The organism is Oceanihabitans sp. IOP_32 (assembly GCF_009498295.1).
Lineage (GTDB): Bacteria > Bacteroidota > Bacteroidia > Flavobacteriales > Flavobacteriaceae > Wocania > Wocania indica.
The window spans coordinates 1087645-1108082 of the sequence record NZ_CP040813.1 but is presented as its reverse complement, the minus strand read 5'-3'; the positions used below and the strand labels follow the sequence as shown (position 1 = coordinate 1108082).

Below are 20438 nucleotides of genomic sequence, written 5' to 3'. Positions count from 1 at the left end.
TTGTAGATTACACTTCTAGATTGTTTTTTATTTACATTTAAAAGCTGTAGTTTAACAATTAATAAGTAGTTTTTAAGTGTGTTGCAAGATAATAAATACCGAGAAGAATTGTGTTAAGAAGTGAAGGGCTGTTATGTTAAATAAAAGTTATAAAGTCTGTGCACATCCTTCATAAGAGCTGTAACAGACTTTATCTTAACTAACAAAAAGAGATGTAATGCTTATTCTTTTAGTTTGTAAACAGCAGTTACCCTTAGTTTTGTTGGTGTGCTGTTTATTGATTGCCAGAATGTTTTTCTACCAAGATCGAAACTGGATATAGCGTGCAAGCCTTCTATTGTTTTTCCAGCTGCTTTGGCCATAAGCTGTGCATTTTTTTCAGCGTCTTTAAGAGCCGCCTGAAGCGTTTCTTCAAGTTGGGTATCGTCCATCTCGGTTTTCATTTGTACGTAAGACGATCTAACTTGCCCCATTTTAATCTTGTTAAGCTTTAATATTTCTTCTTTGTCGTGGGTCGTAAATCTTAGTATTGTTCCTGATTTTCTGTATCCGAGTGCAGCATAGCCCAAATCGTCGTTTTCAAATTTCGAGATGTCAATGCCTTGTTTTTTTACCTCAGTAAAATATTTAGTTTTTAACTCTTCTAGAGTGGTACAAGGGTTATTTGAGTAGTAATCATTTTCTAGAGATAGTGTTATATCGGTTTTGTATTTAACCGATGCAACGGTAGGATGCGCCGAGCCATAAACAGTTATGGTTGCATCTTGATTACAAATATTCTGTGAGCTACTTACATAGGCCAGACAAAACATAAATACCATTATAAAATGTTTCATAATAAATTGATTTAAGTTAGAGTAAATATAAACGAAGCAGCAATCATCCAAGCGCCAACAATTAAGCCTAAAATGCCTAGTTTTCCTTGTTTTGGTGCAAGTTTTGCTCTCATCTCGACTGCTTTTTCTTTTGCCGTCTCATTTTTGCTTAAAATTAAATCGTTAATTAAGCCGAAGCCTAACATAAAGCCTAAGGTGGCCTGCACAAAACTACCAGCTAATAGAGTAATCCACCAAATGGGAGCAGTCGTGATCCATCCCATATTTAAAAAGGCAGAGATGATACCCCAAATACCTAAAAAACAAAAGACTAAACCAATCCAGCCTTGGTATGGTGCTATTTTATCTAACAATTCTTGCGCGTTTGGCTTTTTTGATAAAATAAGTGATGGTACTGCAATAATGCTTAAAAGGATTAATAAAATTCCGTAAATCATAATATCTAAGTTTTAAAAGATTAATATGATACAAATTTATGCGCCTTACTGCTTAAAGATTAGACTATAAATAGTGAAAATATACACCCTGTTTTCAGGGTGGTAAACCTTATTCGAGTAAACCTTGCTCTACGGCATAACGGGTGAGACCGGCAAGATTGCGGACCTCCAGCTTAGAGATTAAATTTTTGCGGTAGCTTTCAATGGTGTGTTTGCTCAAAAATAATTCGTCTGCGATTTCCTGTGTAGTATACTCTTGAGCAATAAGTTTAAGCACTTGTTTTTCACGTTTTGTTAAAGCAATTGTAGGCTTAGATTTTTCAGTAAACATGGCTTCCATAAGCACTTGTTTGATGCGGGGCGAGAAGTAATTTTCACCATTTAAAATCGTTTTAATGGCCTTTAAAAGTTCTTGTTTTTCGGCGTTTTTAGACAAGTAGCCGTTAACATTGGCTTCAGTTAGTGCTTTAATTTTTTTGGGGTCTTCTAGCATACTAACAACCAAGGTTTTTGTTTCAGGAAATTCTTCTTTTATCGCGGCATTTAAATCGACACCATCCATTTCGGGCATATTAATGTCGGTAATTACCAAATCAATTTTTAGATTGGTATTAATTCGTAAGTACTTAATTACTTGTGCTCCAGTTTTAGCAGTAAGTTCTATATTTATATGCTCTTCCTGGGCAAGAATACTTCTTAAACCATCTAAAAACATGGTATGGTCGTCGGCAATTATTATTGTAAAAGATGGTTGTTTCATGTGTTTATATGTATTGTTTTTTCATCGGTCTCATGCGACATCCATGTAATCATTTCCTTGGGTATCAAGTTTTAGATATGGATGTTTCATAATAAATCTATTGTGGGATGCTTATGGTTATTACTGTGCCTCGATTAATAGCCGAATTTATAGAAAAACTACCCTGAAGTGCTTTAACGCGTTTTTCTAAATTACTCAAGCCCATACCTTTGTTCGTTTTATTCACGTTAAAACCTACACCATCATCTTCGTAAATAAGCTCAATACTATTATCCTCAGAGATTAATGTGAGTTGTATTTCTATTTCTGAAGCCTGTGCATGCTTAAAGGCATTGGTGATTAACTCTTTTAGAATATTGAATAGAGCTAATCGAAAGTGAGTCTCTAAATTATTTATGGCCTCATCTGGATAAGCATTAAACCTTAAATTCACCGATGGGTCTTGACTGAAATTTTGTATATAATTATCAATAAGTTCGGTAAAGCTGGAGTTTTCGAATTCTTTGGGGATTAAGCTGTGTGAAATCTCTCTAACTTGGTCGTAAGTCGCATCCAATTGTTGTAGTATTTTTTTAAAGTCGGGATGTGAATCACCGAGGTTATTCATTTTTAATTTTATGGCCGCAAGATTTCCTCCAATACTGTCGTGTAGCTCTCTAGCAATCCTATCGCGTTCTTTTCGCTGTACAGAAATGGTGTTTTTCACCAAAGTTAATTCTTGAGATTGCATTAAAGCTTTTACTTCTTGTTTATTTATAGCTTCCTTTTGGGTATTTAGTAAACTTTGCGCTTGTAGTTTTTGATAATACACCACGAGTAATAAAATAACGGGAATAAGAATGATTAAAAATCCTATTAAAAAAGCAAACTTTATGGTTTTTTGTCGTTCAATTTCGGCTTGTTTCACCAATTGGTCTTCTCGTAATTTATCAATTTCTTTTTCTTTTTTTAGAGTTTCGTATTTTAGTTCTAAATCACTAACCAAAAGCTGGTTTTGATTTTCGGCAATCGTATTATTTACAGCTTGATATTGCGTCATCAAGTTAAAGGCGTTTTTATAATCGCCTTTTGTATTGTAGAGCTGCACCAGTGCTTTAATAATCTTTTGTTTTAGCTCTAATCTGTGCCATTGTAAGGCGTTAACATACGCGGTGTTTAATGCGATTTCTGCGATTTGGTAGTCTTTTAGAAAAACATAACATCGACCTTCATTAAGTACGGCTGCGATATACACATCAAAAATACCTTGTTGTAGGGCTTGATCTTTTATGGCTGTACTCATGGCAATGGACTGTTTAAAGTCGTTTTGCTTAAATTTAATCTCTGCCAGTTGTAGTTGCAATTGAAGTTTCGCTTTAAAATACTCTTCTATAAAATTTTCAGAAAGCCCGTTGCTAATAGTGGTTTGTGCCGAATTAAAATCGTTAATAAATATTTGGTACCCGCTTAATAGAACTAAATATCTCAGATACAGCTCGGGATGTTTTTTAGAAATCTCAAGCTCATCAATAATGGGTTTAACTTTTTCTGGATTGCCTTTTAAAAGATAAGTTTGCGCTAATTCTAATTTAAAGGCGGTATTAAAATACGTGTGAGTGTTGGTGGCCTCAATACCTTCAATGAAGCTAGAAATAGCCTTGTCCATGAATCCTATTTTTTGAGCACCAATGCCCTGGTAAAACAGCGCTTTAAACTTATAGATGTTAGACGTGGTGTCTTGAGGTCTTGTTAAAACAAGCGCTCTTTTTAGTCTTTGACTGTAATGTATTAAGGAGTCTGCGTTTCCAGAGGTTAAGAATACTTGTGCAATCTCATCCAGATATGTGATACGTTCGTTAATGTTCGACGCATTTTGAAGCTTTTTATACAATGCCGTCGGAACAACTTCGGGGGTAACACCAAAAGCCTTAAAGCTGTATTGTTTTTCCTGAGAAAACCCAACTAAAAAGCAAAACCCCAAAAAAAGAAGATGTATTTTACCCAAGCTTATCATGTGTTTCAAAACAAAAATAGAAAATCTTAAACAGTTTATATTCACAAATGTAATAGTAGTACAACTTGAAATTTAAGTTGTCACGGTTTTCAGTGAAAAATCACAATAAACGATTAGTTTTACAAATACTACCAATTTAATTTTGAAATGTCGTATCGTTTATTAGGTATAACACCTTAATATTACAAAAAAACATCCCTGTTTAAAGGGAGTGTAATGCGGTTGTTTAAAGGGATGAATGGTCAACTCATTGTTTTTAATTTTATAAAAAATTAAACAATAAGTTAAACCTGAGTTTGGAGTTTTATTTTAAGGGTTTGCGCGCAGTTGCTTTTTAGATGGTTGTAGAAAATTAAATAGAGTATGAGTTACTTAAGATTCTTTTCTGTTTAACGAAAAACTGTAATAATACCCTTGAGGTATTAAATTAAATCCTATTTTCACTTCGTAATCGCTTGAGTAAGTTGCTGAAATTTTTAATTAAAAGATCTCGAGAACCTATTCAGTTAACAAAACCTATTTATGGAATTTCTTTTATCTATAGTAATAATAATTTTATTAATTATTCAAAATTCACGATCGGCTAAAGAACGCCTTCATTTGAAAAATGAATTGAATAAATTACATGAGAAGTTAAATCAACTTTTAACGGTATCAAAAGAGGAAGAGAAAACGCTTGAAAAAGATATTGAAGCTGAAGATGCCGAAGAATCTAGCTCTGCTGCACCAGAAATCACTTTAGAAACACCGCCTATAAAAGTTAGTGAACCAATTAAAATTGAAGATGAAAAAATAGACGAAAAAGAAGCTGAAGAAGACGTGCAAGAACCTGTAGAACCTATAAAAGTGGTGTCTTTTTCCAAATCGGCTGCACAAGCAGAGCCTACTAATAAGATAAAAGAAACGCCACGTGTTGGTGTTTGGCAGCGTTTCAAGCAAAAAAACCCGGACCTTGAAAAGTTTATTGGAGAAAATTTAATTAATAAAATTGGTATTCTCATTTTAGTTTTAGGGATTAGTTATTTTGTGAAATATGCCATAGATAAAGATTGGATAAACGAACCTGCTCGGGTGGGTATTGGTATTTTGGCAGGTAGTCTAGTGTTGTTTATAGCGCACAGGTTAAGAAAAAAATATGCCCCATTTAGTTCAGTTTTGGTTGCAGGCGCCATTGCTATTTTTTATTTTACCATTGCTATAGCTTACCACGAGTACCAGTTGTTTGGGCAACAAGTCGCCTTTGCAATTATGGTGGTGATAACTGCTTTTAGTTGTTTGATTTCTTTATCATACAACCGTATGGAGCTTGCTATATTATCTTTAATTGGTGGGTTTTTAGTGCCTTTTATGATAAGTAGCGGTAGTGGTAACTATTTAGTATTATTTACTTATATCGCTATTTTGGATATTGGAATTTTAACCTTAGCTTATTTTAAAAAATGGCATGTACTACAAATACTTGCTTTTGTATTTACAACGCTTTTATTTGGGGCTTGGGTGTTTAACGATGTTTACCTTGAATCTCCAAATCACATCGGTGCGCTGGTTTTTGGTTTTGTTTTTTATATCATTTTTATAATGACCACCATTATAAACAATTTGCGCACTAAGGCTCGTTTTTCTAAAGTGCAACTAGTCATGCTTAGCTTAAATAATTTTGTGTTTTATGGTGTTGGGATGCTGGTGTTATCAGAATTTAAACCCAATTTATCAGGCCTTTTCACAGTGTTTTTAGCTTTGTTAAATTTGGGGTATGCACTGTTCTTATACAAGAAATATGGCTTAGATAAAATAGCTGTTTATCTTCTAATTGGTTTAACCTTAACGTTTATTACATTGGCCATTCCTGTTCAGTTCTCTGGAAATAACATTACTATTTTCTGGGCTGTAGAAGCCGTGTTGTTAATGTGGTTGGCACAAAAATCTAAAATAAAAAGCTATCGCTTTGCGGCTGTTATTGTGCAGTTTTTAATGCTTATTAGCCTGTTAATGGATTGGCCAAGTTATGTTTTCAAACAAGCACCACTCACTGTAGTATTTAACCCTATTTTTATTGGTGGTGTATTTGTGGTGGCGTCGTTTGTAAGCGTAGGCTTATTACTGCGACATGAAACCAATAAATTAACAAAATTTGGTCTTACATTTAACCCTAAGATATATAGAAAGCTAAGCACAGTTCTGGCAGTAATAACGGGTTATTTTGTGGGGTTTGCCGAGGTTGCCTATCAGGCCAATGCCTATTTTAGTTTTGTCGAATTTTTAGCTGTTTTTATGGTGTATCATTTGGTGTTTACTGCCGTTTTATGCTTCGTTTTAGATCGTTACAAAAGCACTTTAAACCATCTGATTATAAATATTTTTGCAGTTTTTAATATTCTGGTGTTTACCTATGTCTCTTTCAATTTACCGCGTTTTCAGTTTCAAGATTACGTTTTAGATAATGTTGGCAATACACTCGCTTATTATTTGCATTTGCTGTCTTTTATGCTTGTTGTTTATTTTTGGTATTTGCTTTACAAAATCAATAAACGAGCCCCTAATTTTGGGTTGTTTCAAAATAAATTCTCAATTTGGTTTGCGGTTTTCACCGTAGTTTATGCCTTAAGTAATGAAGTGATTTTACAGGGTCTTCATATTATGAGTTTTTCTGTAAATCCTGATGAGTTTGTTAGCTCAAACGACGCTGTTATTGATTTAACCTATCCGGCTAAGTATAAAATAATAAAAACAGGGCTTCCTATTTTATGGGGTGTGTTGGCATTTGTACTGTTAATTTTAGGTATTAAAAAACAAGTGAAACAACTGCGTATTATTGCCTTAACACTTTTAGGTTTAACCATCGTAAAATTATTTGTTTATGATATAAGTAATGTGTCTGAAACGGGTAAAATTATAGCATTTATTCTACTAGGTGTTCTGGTATTAATTATTTCTTTTGTGTATCAAAAAATCAAAACCTTGGTCATTGACGAGGATAAAAAAAATGAACATGATAAAACCAATTAAACTTTTTATATTCCTTTTTGGAGGACTATTATTTGCGCAATCTACTATGGTTACGGGTCGTATAGCTCCTGTTGAAACAGATGGTTTACACCGCATACAAATCCCACAAAACATGCGCTCTTATGCCAGTCGTGATTTACGTGATTTGAGAATTAAAGACGCTAAAGGCCATGAGGTGCCTTATTTTATTCAGCCTGGAGCCGACTACACAAGCACCCAAATTTCAGATTTCGAAGAATTTGTTATCGTTTCAAAAACTAGAGAGGCAGATACCAGTTCGACCTATGTTTTTAAAAATCCGCTTAAAACCATAGAAAGCGTGGTGTTGTTAGTTGCAAATTACCAAGGCAGTAAAAATTATCGTTTGGAAGGTAGTCACAATCAAAAAAACTGGTTTGGCATTGTTAATAATGGGCAATTAAATCAATTAAACCATTCGTCGCAAACCAGTGTTTATAAAGACATTTCCTTTCCGTTATGCTCTTATCAATTCATAAAAATTGTATTCGATGACAGATATTCGTTACCTATTAACCTTTTAAAGATAGGAACTGCACATACCCAAACAATAAGTACTGTGCCGGTAATGATGGAGAATATTCCAGTTGAAGGTCTTGAGTTTTTAGAAAAAGACAAGACAACCCAAATGCATATTCGTTTTAAGCGAAAGGAGGTTGTTAACCAGATTAAAATTGATATCGACGCTCCCAGTCTTTACAATAGAAATGCTGTTTTATATACCTTGAAGCAGCGCGAAGTAAAACGTAAGATGGAAACCTACCGCCATACATTAGCCCGGTTTTCTATACGTTCTGATGGGGCTCTCATTTTTGATATTCCCAGCGTTTACGAACAGGAGCTCTATTTAGAAATTGATAATAAGGATAACCCAAAACTGGATATTAAGCGCATCGATTTTATGCAAAAACCAGTTTATTTAATTGCCGCTCTAAAGAAAAATGAGCTCTATAAAGTAACGGCAGGAAATACAAATTTAAATTTCCCTAACTATGATCTTTATGAGGTTACAACCGCATCAAAAAGCGAGCTCCCCATTGCGAAAATTACTGAAATAGTTTACAAGCAGCCAGAGCAAGAAACCTTAAAAAGTCCTTCTTTTTGGCAGCAGTCTTGGTTTATGTGGACTAGTATTGGCGTTGCCACCCTTATGATTTTATATGTGGTATCTAACTTAATTAAAGACCTGAATACGAATAAAAAGACATAATTTATTTTTTTGTTAGAGTACGTATTTATTGGGGTGTTCTAATATTATTTAGTGCATTTTTAAGTGATACCGTTTATAAAAACAAACCTATTAAGTCATGAACTTGACTCAAAGGACTTAACAGGTTTGTTTTTTGATGTGTAATTGAAACTTTTTTTTCAATTTATTCTAAGGTTTGTTCTCCGCCACCATTTACAAAAATAGTTTGTCCACTAACCCACTCAGAAATTGGGGATGCAAAATAGAGCATAGCGCCTGCTATATCTTCAGCTTTACCTAAGCGTTTAATTGGTGTGTGCTTTAACATGGTTTCCTCTATTTCAGGAGTTAAGACACTTTCAAGTGATGCTGTTCGTGTGGCTCCTGGGCCAACAGCATTAATGCGTACTTCGGGGCCAAAATCGTGAGCCAAATTGGCTACTGTGTGGTTTACAGCTGCCTTAGACCCCGCGTAACCACTCATATTAGGGCTTTTGTTTATACTAGATATCGATGTAGTAAACACAATAGAGCCATAGCCAGCTTTTTTCATGTGTGGTACGACTAATTGGCATAATCGCCAACCGCTAAATACGTTCAATTCGTAATCGCGTTTAATATCATCTATCGAAATTTTAAAAGGATTTTCTCTACCGCCACCACCGCCACCAGCGTTATTGATTAAAATATGGACACCGCCTAATTCTTTAACTGTGGTGTCAACCAAATTAACTAAATCTTCATCTTTTAATACATTACAAGCTACAGCAATCACTTTTACTCCTAAAGCCTCAATGTCTTGTGCGGTTACTTTTGCATCTTCTATATTAAAATCTCCAATAGCTATGTTTGCACCGTGTTGTGCTAGAATTATAGCGGTTGCCTTTCCTATGCCGTTTGCGCCACCGGTTACAATAGCAGTCTTTCCTTTTAGGTTAAATAAATTTGATATGTTCATGCTTATCTCGTTAAAACACTATTGTTTGAATACGCTTTTTCCTTCTTTAAAAGTTTCTAAAACCTGAATATCTTTAATTGTCATGGGTTCTACTTTTAGAGGGTTTTTATCCAATATCACAAAATCTGCTAGCTTGCCCACGCTTAAAGTGCCTTTTAAATGCTCGTCAAATAATTCGTAAGCCGCATTTACAGTAATGGCTTGAAGGGCTTGATAAGGTGTGGCTCTTTCGTCTGCTCCAATAATTACACCCGATCGTGACACTCGATTTACAGCAGTCCATAGTGTAAAAATAGGATCGATTGGGGTTACCGTAGCATCAGAATGGTTGGTAGGTTTTAAGCCTAAGCGTGTGGCACTTACCAGAGGACTTAAAAACTCTGCCCTTTCTTTACCTAAATTCTCCAAATGCACGTCACCCCAAAAATAGGCATGGTTGGTAAAAAACGAAGGTTCCATTTTGTAGTCTACAAACATTTCTAATTGCTCTGGTCTTGGGAATTGCGCATGAATAATGATGGTTCTTCGGTCTTTATTTAGTGGCTCATTTAATACTTTACTGGCGTTTTGGTGCGCATTAAAAATCATGTCTATGGTGGCATCACCGTTACAGTGCACGAATAATTGATTGTTGGCTTTGTAGGCTTTTAAAAATAAGTTGTTTAGGGTTTCTTGCGTTAAACTAGGTAAACCTCTACAATAGTTAAAGCAACCGGGCACTTCGGTTAAATAAGGTTTTGTGAAATAGGCCGTTTTCCCTTGTGGAGACCCATCTGCAACTATTTTTGTGCCTTGTACCTTAAAGCCGTTTTTATAGGTTTTAAATTGAAGCGTGGAATCCTTTAAGTTGGATTCCAATTCGGCATAACCTGCCAATGCCACCAAATCAATTTTAAATTTTCCAGCATCGGCTTGCGATTGAAAGAAGCGTATGGTGTTTCTATCGGTCATACCATCATGTGCTGTGGTAATACCATTTGAAGCATAATAATTTTGTGTCGTATCGAAAAATGCTTCTTGTTTTGAAGCTAATTTTTCTAGCATAAAACCTACAAAGGGATACATGGCTGTTTCTTGAACTAGACCCGTTGGTTCTTCCGAATTAGGAAAACGATCAATCGTACCACCTTCTGGACTCTTAGTATCTTTGGAAACTTCAAAGAATTCGAGTGCTAATGCATTGGCAACGCCCATGTGCCCGCTGGTATGCTGCAGATAAACTGGATTGTTTGGTAATATTTTATCAATGTCGTTTTTTGTAGGATGGCGTTTCTCGGCCAATTGACCATCATCATATCCCCAACCAAAAATCCATTCGCCATCTGGAATGTTTTCTTCTTCTTTATATTGTTTTAAACGTTCTAAAATATCGTTAATATTAGTAATTGTTCCAACAGGTTCTGAGTTTAAATTGACTTGACCCATGGTGTTCGACACCATAGCAAAGTGGCTGTGAGGATCTATAAAACCCGGTAGTAAGGTTTTTCCGTTAAGGTTAATTTTTTTGGCATCGCTATGTTTGGCTTCGGCTTGGGTTTTACGTCCTACAAAAACGATGTTACCGTTTTTTTCAACTAAAGCTTCAGCATATTCTGGTTTTTCAGAATCCATGGTGATAATATCGCCATTAAAGAATAACTGCGTAGTTTCGGTGGTTGTATTATCTTCAGCTTGATTTTTATTGTCTCTACAACTAAAAACAGCAGTTAAAACACATAGCATGACTATTGATTTTTTCATTTCAGGTTGGCTTTATACATGGGATTTAATCGTCTAATTCATCAAGAATTTCTTCCATAATATCGTCGTAACGTTTTTTTAATTCTGAAGAAATGGATTTAGATGATTTGTGGATTTTTCGTAGTTGTAAAGACAACGAAATACTAAATAGCCCAGCAAACAGGAAGCTTAGTGCCACGAGAACTACAATGCTCATACCAGTAAAAACAGGGTTTAAAATAAGAATGAAAGAGAATATAGCGCCTATTATGCCCAAAGCCAATAGGCTACCCCATTTTTTACTCCCGTAGCGTTTAAGATCTAGGGCAAAACTAAAGGCAGCAACCGATCTAAAAAGAATAACAATACCGATATAAAATGCCAATATACCTAAAGACAAGTTGGGATGCATAAGTAATGAGATACCAAGAATTAGGGTGATGATGCCAAAGGCAAGCGACCAACCCCAATTTTCCATACGATTTCTGTTCATTAGTGAAAACACAACTTCCGAGATTCCACTTAATAGAAATGATAAGGCAAATAAAATAGATAAGGTGAGTAGCGAGCGTTCGGGTGAGGTAAACGCGATAACGCTTACAACAATAAAAAACAGCCCAATAATTAAAGGAACATACCAATATTTAATGCTGTCTCTAATGGGTTTAAAAAATATAGATTTCATAGTATTATGTTTTAAAAAGTGATGAAGTTAAACGAGTTGTATTCTAAAAATAAACGGCTTCAAACACTGCTAGTGGAGCTCTTTTGCCTACATTTAGGGATAATACATCGTCGTTTATAGTATAGTTGTCTACAAGTTCAAAAATCTTTAAAAATTCAGATTCATTAATAGCAACATCTGGGCAAGCTTTCATAGTAACCGCTATATTTTTATCAAAACGAATTCTGTTACCTTCCTCTAAAGTATAGCTCCCAGAAAAGTTGTTACAACCGGCAAAACCAGTAAAATTATTGTCTTTTGATTTTAATATTAAATAAATTTCTTGCTCTTGGTTTTCTGCCATAGTAATCGCTTTGCCTTCTAGTGTTTTTAACTTCCAATATTTTTCAACAATAGGCTCATCGACTACTTTAATCTTTTTAAATTCTGCTAAAGGTGCGTTTTCGGCTTTTTTTAAAGCTAGTATGCCATTAGTGATGCTGTAATGGTTGGCGTTTTCAAAAACACTAAGAATTAAGGATTCGTTAATTTTGGCATCAGGACACATCATTTTGGTAGCCCCTAATTTTGAAAACGAAATTTGATTATCATCGTTTAAGGCGTATGTTCCAGTAAAAATATTACAACCTGAGTTTCCGCTTATGCGGTTTGTTTTAGAATCGAGTATAAAATAAATCTCTTGACCATTGGCCTCTCTATCACTCATATCGCCACCATTTAAAGTGGTGATAATCCATTTTGTGTTCTCAATAGTTGTAGTATGAGAGGCGGTTTTATTTTCAATTGGGGTTTCAGTTTTTTCTGAAGATGTTTCTGTATTCGTTTTTTTTGAATTGTTGCAGCTCATAATGGTTAAGGCTACAATTGCTAGTGTTGTTATTTTAGTTTTCATGTGTTTATATTTATTGTTTTTTCATCGGTCACATGCGACATCCATTTAATCATTTTCCTTGGGTATCAAGTATTAGTTATGGATGTTTCATGGTATTTAATTTGTATGCGATTATTAAAATGTTTAAGGCTTAACCTTATTTTTATTTTTTTATTTAATACCAATTTAATTTTGAAATGTCGTCGTGTTAATTTGGTATCGGTTAGTTCTAAGACTGGCTTAATCATGAGCTAAGCCTGTTTTTTAGTCTATGAGTATGACATAATTTTTTATACAATCATTCGAAAGCTAGGGGTAAAAACGTCCATGTTTATTATTGGTACGAACAACTAATATATGCTTTGTTCGTAACATACCGAACCTTTAACGGTTAAGTTTTTGTTAAACTTCAGTTTTATGTGGTTTAATGAAACAAACCGACAAGTATCTTTTTTAAAAGCAAATGTTATGGATAGCCAAAAAGTATATTATCAAATCATTAATGTCCGACAAAAGACATAAGACCGCTTCGCTAATAGACATAAGAACCAAGACTTGATTCTAACTAACTGATAAACCGAAGTACTTTAAATTAACATAATAGTTCCTTTAAATCTTAATAATTATTTCAAATAAGCAAGGTGACATTTTAAAAAACGTGCAAAGTTCTTAATTTTAAAAGGATGGACAGCATTTTAATATTTTTAATCGGACACTAGTGTTATCAAATAATAGAATACCGTGTTATAAGAAAGGGGAGAGTAGGCGAACAAATCTCTCCCAAAGATGGATGTATTTTGGTCTGTCTAACCACGATTGTGCATCAATTAGTTCGGAGTCTTGAAGGTCTTTTTCAAAAACCTCGATAAGTTGCCCAGCTACATTTTTACTATAAACCATAGCGTTCACCTCGAAATTTAAATCGAAACTTCTGTAATCCATATTTGCAGAGCCTACAATGGCTAAATCATCATCAACAATCATAGTTTTTGCATGTACAAATCCTTTTTTGTAGGTATAAATTTTAGCACCGTATCTCAATAATTCTGTGTAATACGCGCTTGCCGCAGAATTTACTGTTTTAGAATCTGAAACCCCAGGTATAAGGATTTTAACATCTAATCCCCCTTGAATGGCCAAAATCAAGGCATCCATCAAACTTTCTCCCGGTATAAAATAGGGGCTTGTTATATAAATGCGCTTTCTTGCAGAACTTATGGCTTTAAGTAACGAGTAGAAGATTACGGGCTGTTTGCTGTCTGGTCCAGAGGCAACGATTTGAACCACTTCATTTGTAAATGTTTTTTGGTTGGTGTGGTCTGGGAAATAGATGGTATTAAAAAACATTTTTTCCGTGCTACAAAAATTCCAGTCGCACATGAATAAATATTGTAAGTAGGCCGTAGATTGACCATTAAGCATGAGATGTGTGTCGCGCCAAAACAAATGCTCTTTTTTATTTAGGTCGTTTCTGTATTTGTCACACATATTAATACCGCCCACAAAACCAATTAGGCCATCGATAATTATAATTTTTCTATGGTTTCTATAATTAAGTCGGCTAGCTAAAGCATACCATTTTATTTTATAAAAAGGTGCGGTTTGTACCCCAGCGTCTCGTAGTTTTTTAATAAAGGAAGAGCCCAGGCTGTGGCTTCCAAAATCATCGTACATGAAACGGACTTCAACGCCTTGTTTTACCTTTTTTATAAGTAAATCGGCAACTTGATTTCCAGTAAAATCATCTTCATAAATGTAATATTCAATATGAATGTGATGCTTAGCATTTTCAATAGCTTTTAGTAATTCTGGAAATTTCTCTTCGCCATTTACTAATAGTTTCACCTCGTTATTTGCTGTTAGCGGACTCGTACCTGCTCGGCGAATAAACTCGACCAAGGCGTGTCTATTTTTTCCAATTAAACCAGAATTACTTACAGCCTCAGAATACGAATTCATTTTAGCTCTAATGCGTTGCCTAAGGGGCTCGTCTTCAACTATTTTTTTGCTGTATAGCTTTTGCTTTCTGTAGTTAATACCAAACGATAAATAAAAAATCATCCCAATAAAAGGCACAAAAACAATAAATAAAATATAAGCTAGTGCTTTTGTAGAACTACGCGTATCAATAAGCACTCTAAAAATTACGGCTACCATTATGAGTATGTAGGCGATTTCTCCGAGTAAAATCCAATCCATATAACTCTGTGTTTATTTTTTTAAAAGCTTGCGGTTATTAAAACAAATTTGTTTCAAAAGAAAATTTAAAAGTACAATATAACATAATGTTGATTACGACCGATATAAAAGTATACATTTGTTATTACAGCTCTCCATTGGTTATTGATCTCCTGTAAACTAAATAAATAATTTTTTAATTCCCTTTAAATGTTTAGCTTTCCTAAATAAAGCTTTGTAGTGATTTCAAACTGAATATGTTTTAGTTGAACCAAGTTATTGTTCAAGCTTCTGCCTTTAAAAGTATGGCTAAAACCGCTATATTTGTTAAAAAAAACCAGAGAATCTATCGGGTAAACGCTTTGTCATGGTTTTTTATAAAGCCGTTTCTCTTTTGTAGCTTGGAGAGCTGCATAAATTTCAAATATTTAGCCATTTAAAATAATGAACATTTATAAACGCTTAGCGGTATTAATACTTTTATTCCTTTTCATAGCGCCTCAAGTTTTACAATCGCAAGAAAAGAAGCCTAAAGTGGCTTTGGTGTTAAGTGGTGGTGGAGCTAAGGGTGTGGCGCATATTCCTGTTTTGCAAGCACTTGATTCTTTGGGGATAGTGCCAGATTTGGTTGTAGGTAACAGTATGGGTAGTATTGTTGGGGCTCTATATGCTGTGGGGTATTCTGGTAATCGTATTGCCAATATTGCCAAACAAGCCAACTGGAATGAATTGATTGGAGGCGGAACAGCATTATCGAAAGTAAGTGTTGAAGAAAAATCGGAGTTTAGTCGTTATTTAGTAGAGCTTAATTGGGCCGATGGGAAATTAAAACCAGGTAGTTTCTTGGTTAACGATCAGAATTTAAGAGGGTTTATAGCGTCACTCACTTTTCCTGTTTATAATGTAGACGATTTTGATGATTTAAGCATTCCTTTTCGAGCCATAGCAACCGATATTGTAAACGGTAAAGAAGTGGTTTTAGATCGTGGGTCTTTGTCTTTAGCTATGCGGGCAAGTATGTCTATTCCTGGGATTTTTAGAGCGGTGCCTTATGAAGATACCCTTTTGGTTGATGGCGGCTTGTTAAATAATTTCCCTGTTGATGTGGCAAAAGATTTGGGTGCAGATATTATAATTGGCAGCGATGTAGGTAGTGGGATGGTAAGTAAAGAAAAATTAAATAATTTTGCCAGTTTACTTTTTCAGGCCGGTATGATAAATAGCAACCTTAAGCACCCTGAAAACCGTGCGCTTTGTGATATTTTGATTGAACACACGCCTAATTTGACCTATTCTACAGGCGATTTCACCAAAGCTGATGCTATTTATGAACAAGGTAAAAAGGCTGTACAACAGAATTTAGATACTTTGGCTGCACTGTCAAGACAGTTAAAAAAGTTTAAACAACGCACGCACCAATTGCCCGATGCGCCTAATGAATTTGTTTTAGATACCGTAATATATAAAGGTATGAGTAAAACAAATTTAGCTTTGGTGAAAGCACGCACAGCTATTTTTCCAAATAAAGCTTACACCCCAGAAGATGTGTTAGATGGTGTTAATAGAGCTATGGGAACCACTATTTTTAATCACATTACTTACACACCTATCTTATTTGAAGATAATAGACTTGGCATAGAAATTAAAGGTTTTGAAAGGTCTAAACATCAAGTAAAAGGTTCATTACACTATGATGGCGATTATGGTGTGGGTTTAATTTTAAATTATACGGGAAGAAATATAATTGGCAATGCATCAAGAACGTTGGCTACCATTGATATCTCTGAGCAGCCAAAGCTTCGTGTACAGCATCAAAAAAATTTTGGTTTAGATCGTAATTGGTGGTGGCGATCTGAGGCCTTCGTGCAACAGCTTAGACAAAAAGTTTTTGTTGGCGGTAAGTATGTTGATGATTTTAAATACCGTTACCATGCCTTCGATTTTCAAATTAATAGAAATTTAAGTTCTCTAAGAAGTTATGTGGGTTTTGGTTTAAAGCATCACAATACCAACTTTAAACCAACCACCGACCCAGATATTAATGATAACATCTTTAAAATAAGAAAATACAGCAATAATAACACCGAGTTGTATGCACAATACCATTATAATAGTACAAATGCCGTGTTTTTTCCAATACGGGGTACTATTTTAAAGAGCTATTTGGGTAGATCTCTAAGAAATGACGTGAGAATGAGTGCTTCAGATAACACCTTCCCTAATCTTAATGGATCGACAAATAATTTTATACGATTTGGAATCGATTATCAAAAAAATATACCACTTTCACAAAGAACTACTGCGATTTTTGGAGCTTCTGGATATTTTATTTTTGAAGATACCTTGCGGAATAATGATATTTCGTTCTCAGATTATGGGTTGAATTCGAAATATTTTTTAGGCGGAAATTTACATAATCCTAGAATGGAGAGTTTTGTTTTTCCTGGCTTAAAACAAGGGGAGTTGGGCGTAAATCAGTTCCTTAAGCTAAATTTAGGTGTGCAAATTCATGCGCTTAATAGAGTGTATATTAAACCCCATGTAAATGTAGCATCCGTTGGTTTTGATAGCTTTAGTGACTTTGCAAAAAATGCGTTTACTGCAAAAGGGAAGTGGACAAACTCTACAGAAACAAGTTTTTTATTGTCGGCAGGCAGCACGTTTTCATATAACTCACTTTTAGGCCCTATTGATTTCGATTTGTCTTGGGTTAACAATGCTGATAAAGTTAGATTTTTTATTGGTATTGGGGTACATTTTAACCGTTCTAATTAAAAGTCATTAAAAAAGCTGAGGTTTTATTTAAATGTCGTTTTTTATTGATTAGCCAATAGAGGCATTAGTTAAAATAAACACATCGTTATTTTAGAAATTTAAAAATATAGATATGTTCAAGAGTTCAAAGTGTCTTATTCTTACTTTTTTTCTTCTTTCTTTTACAATAATGTTTAGTCAAAACGATACACTTGTTGTTAAAAGCGGCAATACTATTCACGGTGAAGTAAAAGGAATGAATAAAGGGGTTTTAAAAATGAAAACCAGCTATAGCGATAGTGATTTTGCTATAGAATGGGATAAAGTAACAAAGCTAATTACATCTACTGAATTTTTAATCAACACAAGCCGTGGCGATAGATATAATGGTAAACTAAGAAGTGTTAATGAGAAAGAAGTTATCATTTTAAGTGCAACCGATACCCTTGCGAAAGTTTTTATCCAGGATATTGTCTTTTTGCAAATGGTCAAGTCAGATTTTCTAAGTAAGCTATCGGCTTCTATTGGGCTTGGGTATAATTTTACAAAGTCTAATAATTTTAGGCAATTCAGTTTAAGAAGTACTCTGGGGTATCAAGCAAAAAGATGGTCTTCTAAAGCAAATTATAACGATATTTCTTCGAATAGAGACGATACTGATGCTGTAAAACGTATTGACGCCGCATTGAGTTACCGTTATTATTTGCGTAAGGATTGGTTCCCATTGGCTGAGGTAAATTGGCTTTCTAATACCGAGCAAGATTTAAAATTGCGTACCGTATCTAAATTGGGTATGGGTAAGTATTTAAAACGCAACAACCGGTTATATTGGGGCGTTCAAGCAGGAGTGTCTTATAATAACGAGAGTTTTTCGAACGCGAACTCTAGTTCGTTAAATAGTGCCGAGGGTTTCTTTGGTTCAGAATTAAATTTGTACGATGTTGGCGATCTTAATTTATTGGCAAGAATAATTGCTTATCCTGGTATTACCGAATCTGGAAGGTGGCGTTTTGATAGTAATATGGATTTAAAATACGATTTACCCTTAGATTTTTTTATTAAAGTAGGCTTTTCTGTAAATTACGATAACCAATCTGTAAACCCAAGTGGGAATTACGATTATGTAGTGCAAACCACCTTTGGTTGGGAGCTTTAAAAAAGAAAGGTTCTTCCATTATTTCTGAGGGTAGGAATTTGATGTGTTGAATTCGATAATGGAAAATGGCATAACAATCTCTATTCGTAAAAATGCGATACCTCGATTCATTCTAAAGGCATTATTATCACAAGTATTTTGTATTGTGTACTAAGTCATGAAGCCCAAAGACCTAAGTTCAACATTACGAAATTTAGTTGTCGCAATAGTTCAGATAGAACTAAAAGAAAAAGGGGCGTAAATTAGTTTTAAAGCTTTCAGCAAACGTTTGTTTTGGTTTGCCAGCTTACTCTTCCATGCTTTTAAAATCCTTAATGGCTTGATTGGGTTTTATAACTTGGTAACCTTCCCAAAATTTGGGGTCGTATTGTGGCAAATACGTGGGTTTTATGTTTGCTTTTTCTGTAAAATTGGTAAACGTGGTTTCTGTAATGTTTTCGTTCTCAAAAACCACCAATTCTTGTTTTGAAAGATTAGAGGTTATAAAATTAATTTGAGTAGAAATTTCGTTTTGCTTTCTTCTCCCTTTTGTGTGTTTGTTTTTCTCAATAACTTTTAACGGTCTCTTTATTTCGAAGGTATTGCCTTTTTCTGCTTCGGCATATTTTAATCCGTATTTATTCATGTTATTTTTTGAGTAAATTAGAGTGCCTTTTTCTAAATGTCTTTTAAACGAAACACCAAAAAGTTTAAAGTTTTTTAACAGTTTTACATTCTCATAATCTACACGGATTATAGCGAAATCGTCGGTGTTTACATAAATAACGCCTTTAAAATCCTCTTTTCGTTTGGGCGTAAATGTTATTTTATAAACAAAATTACCGTTTAAAAACAGGTGGTCTAAAAGTTCAAAATTATAACGGTTAGATTTTTCTAGAAAGTTGAGTGGTGAATCTTCATTGATAAAACTATTGTTTTTTAACCTAACAAGTGCTTTTTTTCTGTAATTTAAAAAATCTTCTTGCTCCTCTTGTGCTTTCTTTTTTTCGGCTTCTAGCATCGCTTGGTTTTTTTTTAGAGCTTCGTCTTCTTCAGGATTACTGAAAGCCGTAGAGTCGATATCTAGTTTGGTCCCTAATAGAAAACCAGATTTTATCTTAAAATAAGAATCTCTTTTTACGCGTTTTTTTAAAATAGCATTAAGCTTTTTTTCTAAGCCGTTAAAGGTAATCTCGTTGTTTTTGTCATAGAGTTTAGAAGCTTTAACAATATGCAATTTATGTGCTTTATCAAGTGCATTTGGATGGAATAAATCGCCTAAAATTTCGATATAGTAATCAGAAGTTTTCGGGATTATTTGTAATACGCTATCTGTAAATGCTTGGTTGAATTCTGGAATGCTAGATTTTTTTAATTCCACATCTTTTTTATGAATATTGGTGGTATAAGACGCTCTGTAGAACAATCTACTTTTTGTAAAATTAAAATCGTAATTATTAATAAGATTTTCGCTTATTTTCTCTAAAATTTCTTCAACAGAATAATTTTTATTAGAAAGCAAAACCTCGTCTAATGCTATAGATTTTTCACTTAAAACAATAATGCTGTCTGTTAATTTTTGAACCGCAATACGTTTGGTTTCATAACCTAAACAATTAATAAAAAGCGTGTCGTTTACGGTTGTTTTTCGGTTTAAATACATCTGAAAAACGCCGTTTTCATTACTTATAATCCCAGAATTTTTATTGAGCTCTACCGTAGCAAAAGCAATGGGTTTTTGGGTTGTAGAATCGATAATTTTTGCACGTATAGCGTCTTGGGCTTGAAGGGTTTGGGAACTATAAAACAGAATTAAAATGAAGCGCAGTAGGTTTTTCATATCATTGAAAAGTTTCTATAAAAATAGACGATTACATGACATATTTTTACTATTTATAA

At 34.3% G+C, this 20438-nt stretch carries 14 protein-coding genes; 4 read left to right on the top strand and 10 right to left on the bottom strand.

What is annotated here, in order from left to right; all coding sequences use genetic code 11:
• Window positions 1-221: 221 nt before the first annotated feature.
• The 4 genes from FEZ18_RS04650 to FEZ18_RS04635 all read right to left on the bottom strand — a co-directional run bounded on the left by FEZ18_RS04650 (window position 222) and on the right by FEZ18_RS04635 (window position 4017).
• Complete coding sequence (locus FEZ18_RS04650) at window positions 222-836, bottom strand: SIMPL domain-containing protein (protein ID WP_153267245.1); 615 nt, start codon at window positions 834-836, stop codon at window positions 222-224.
• Between the two features lie 11 nt (window positions 837-847).
• Window positions 848-1273, bottom strand: a complete 426-nt coding sequence (locus FEZ18_RS04645; protein WP_153267244.1) for a hypothetical protein — start codon at window positions 1271-1273, stop codon at window positions 848-850.
• Window positions 1274-1382: 109 nt separating this feature from the next.
• Window positions 1383-2033, bottom strand: a complete 651-nt coding sequence (locus tag FEZ18_RS04640) for a response regulator (protein WP_153267243.1) — start codon at window positions 2031-2033, stop codon at window positions 1383-1385.
• 97 nt (window positions 2034-2130) lie between these two features.
• A complete protein-coding gene (locus FEZ18_RS04635) occupies window positions 2131-4017 on the bottom strand; it encodes a sensor histidine kinase (protein ID WP_194269518.1) in 1887 nt (628 codons plus the stop codon).
• A gap of 531 nt (window positions 4018-4548) precedes the next feature.
• Between FEZ18_RS04635 and FEZ18_RS04630 the strand changes: the two genes are divergently transcribed.
• Together FEZ18_RS04630 and FEZ18_RS04625 are read left to right on the top strand one after the other, a co-directional pair.
• Window positions 4549-7032: a DUF2339 domain-containing protein gene (locus FEZ18_RS04630; protein ID WP_153267241.1), complete on the top strand. Its 2484-nt coding sequence runs from the start codon at window positions 4549-4551 to the stop codon at window positions 7030-7032.
• A complete protein-coding gene (locus tag FEZ18_RS04625; RefSeq protein ID WP_153267240.1) occupies window positions 7016-8260 on the top strand; it encodes a DUF3999 family protein in 1245 nt (414 codons plus the stop codon). The genes FEZ18_RS04630 and FEZ18_RS04625 overlap by 17 nt, the downstream gene beginning before the upstream one ends.
• Window positions 8261-8423: 163 nt before the next feature.
• On the opposite strand, the gene FEZ18_RS04620 is transcribed toward FEZ18_RS04625, so the two are convergent.
• The 5 genes from FEZ18_RS04620 to cls form a co-directional block, all read right to left on the bottom strand.
• Window positions 8424-9197, bottom strand: coding sequence for an SDR family oxidoreductase (locus FEZ18_RS04620; protein ID WP_153267239.1), 774 nt, complete (start codon window positions 9195-9197; stop codon window positions 8424-8426).
• An 18-nt stretch (window positions 9198-9215) separates the two neighbouring features.
• A complete protein-coding gene (locus FEZ18_RS04615; protein WP_153267238.1) occupies window positions 9216-10937 on the bottom strand; it encodes an amidohydrolase in 1722 nt (573 codons plus the stop codon).
• Window positions 10938-10962: 25 nt separating this feature from the next.
• Window positions 10963-11601, bottom strand: a complete 639-nt coding sequence (locus FEZ18_RS04610; RefSeq protein ID WP_153267237.1) for an HdeD family acid-resistance protein — start codon at window positions 11599-11601, stop codon at window positions 10963-10965.
• 43 nt (window positions 11602-11644) lie between these two features.
• Complete coding sequence (locus FEZ18_RS04605; protein WP_153267236.1) at window positions 11645-12493, bottom strand: META domain-containing protein; 849 nt, start codon at window positions 12491-12493, stop codon at window positions 11645-11647.
• A 723-nt stretch (window positions 12494-13216) separates the two neighbouring features.
• Complete coding sequence (gene cls, locus FEZ18_RS04600) at window positions 13217-14671, bottom strand: cardiolipin synthase (RefSeq protein ID WP_153267235.1); 1455 nt, start codon at window positions 14669-14671, stop codon at window positions 13217-13219.
• A gap of 423 nt (window positions 14672-15094) precedes the next feature.
• Between cls and FEZ18_RS04595 the strand changes: the two genes are divergently transcribed.
• Both FEZ18_RS04595 and FEZ18_RS04590 read left to right on the top strand, forming a co-directional pair.
• Window positions 15095-17425, top strand: a complete 2331-nt coding sequence (locus FEZ18_RS04595) for a patatin-like phospholipase family protein (RefSeq protein WP_153267234.1) — start codon at window positions 15095-15097, stop codon at window positions 17423-17425.
• Window positions 17426-17594: 169 nt separating this feature from the next.
• On the top strand, window positions 17595-18560 hold the full coding sequence (locus tag FEZ18_RS04590) for a DUF481 domain-containing protein (RefSeq protein ID WP_228122864.1): 966 nt from the start codon (window positions 17595-17597) through the stop codon (window positions 18558-18560).
• A 286-nt stretch (window positions 18561-18846) separates the two neighbouring features.
• Here FEZ18_RS04590 and FEZ18_RS04585 read toward each other — a convergent pair whose 3' ends face one another.
• The gene (locus FEZ18_RS04585) at window positions 18847-20379 is read right to left on the bottom strand and encodes a carboxypeptidase-like regulatory domain-containing protein (protein ID WP_153267232.1); all 1533 of its coding nucleotides are present in this window, start codon (window positions 20377-20379) and stop codon (window positions 18847-18849) included.
• Between the last annotated feature and the right edge of the window lie 59 nt (window positions 20380-20438).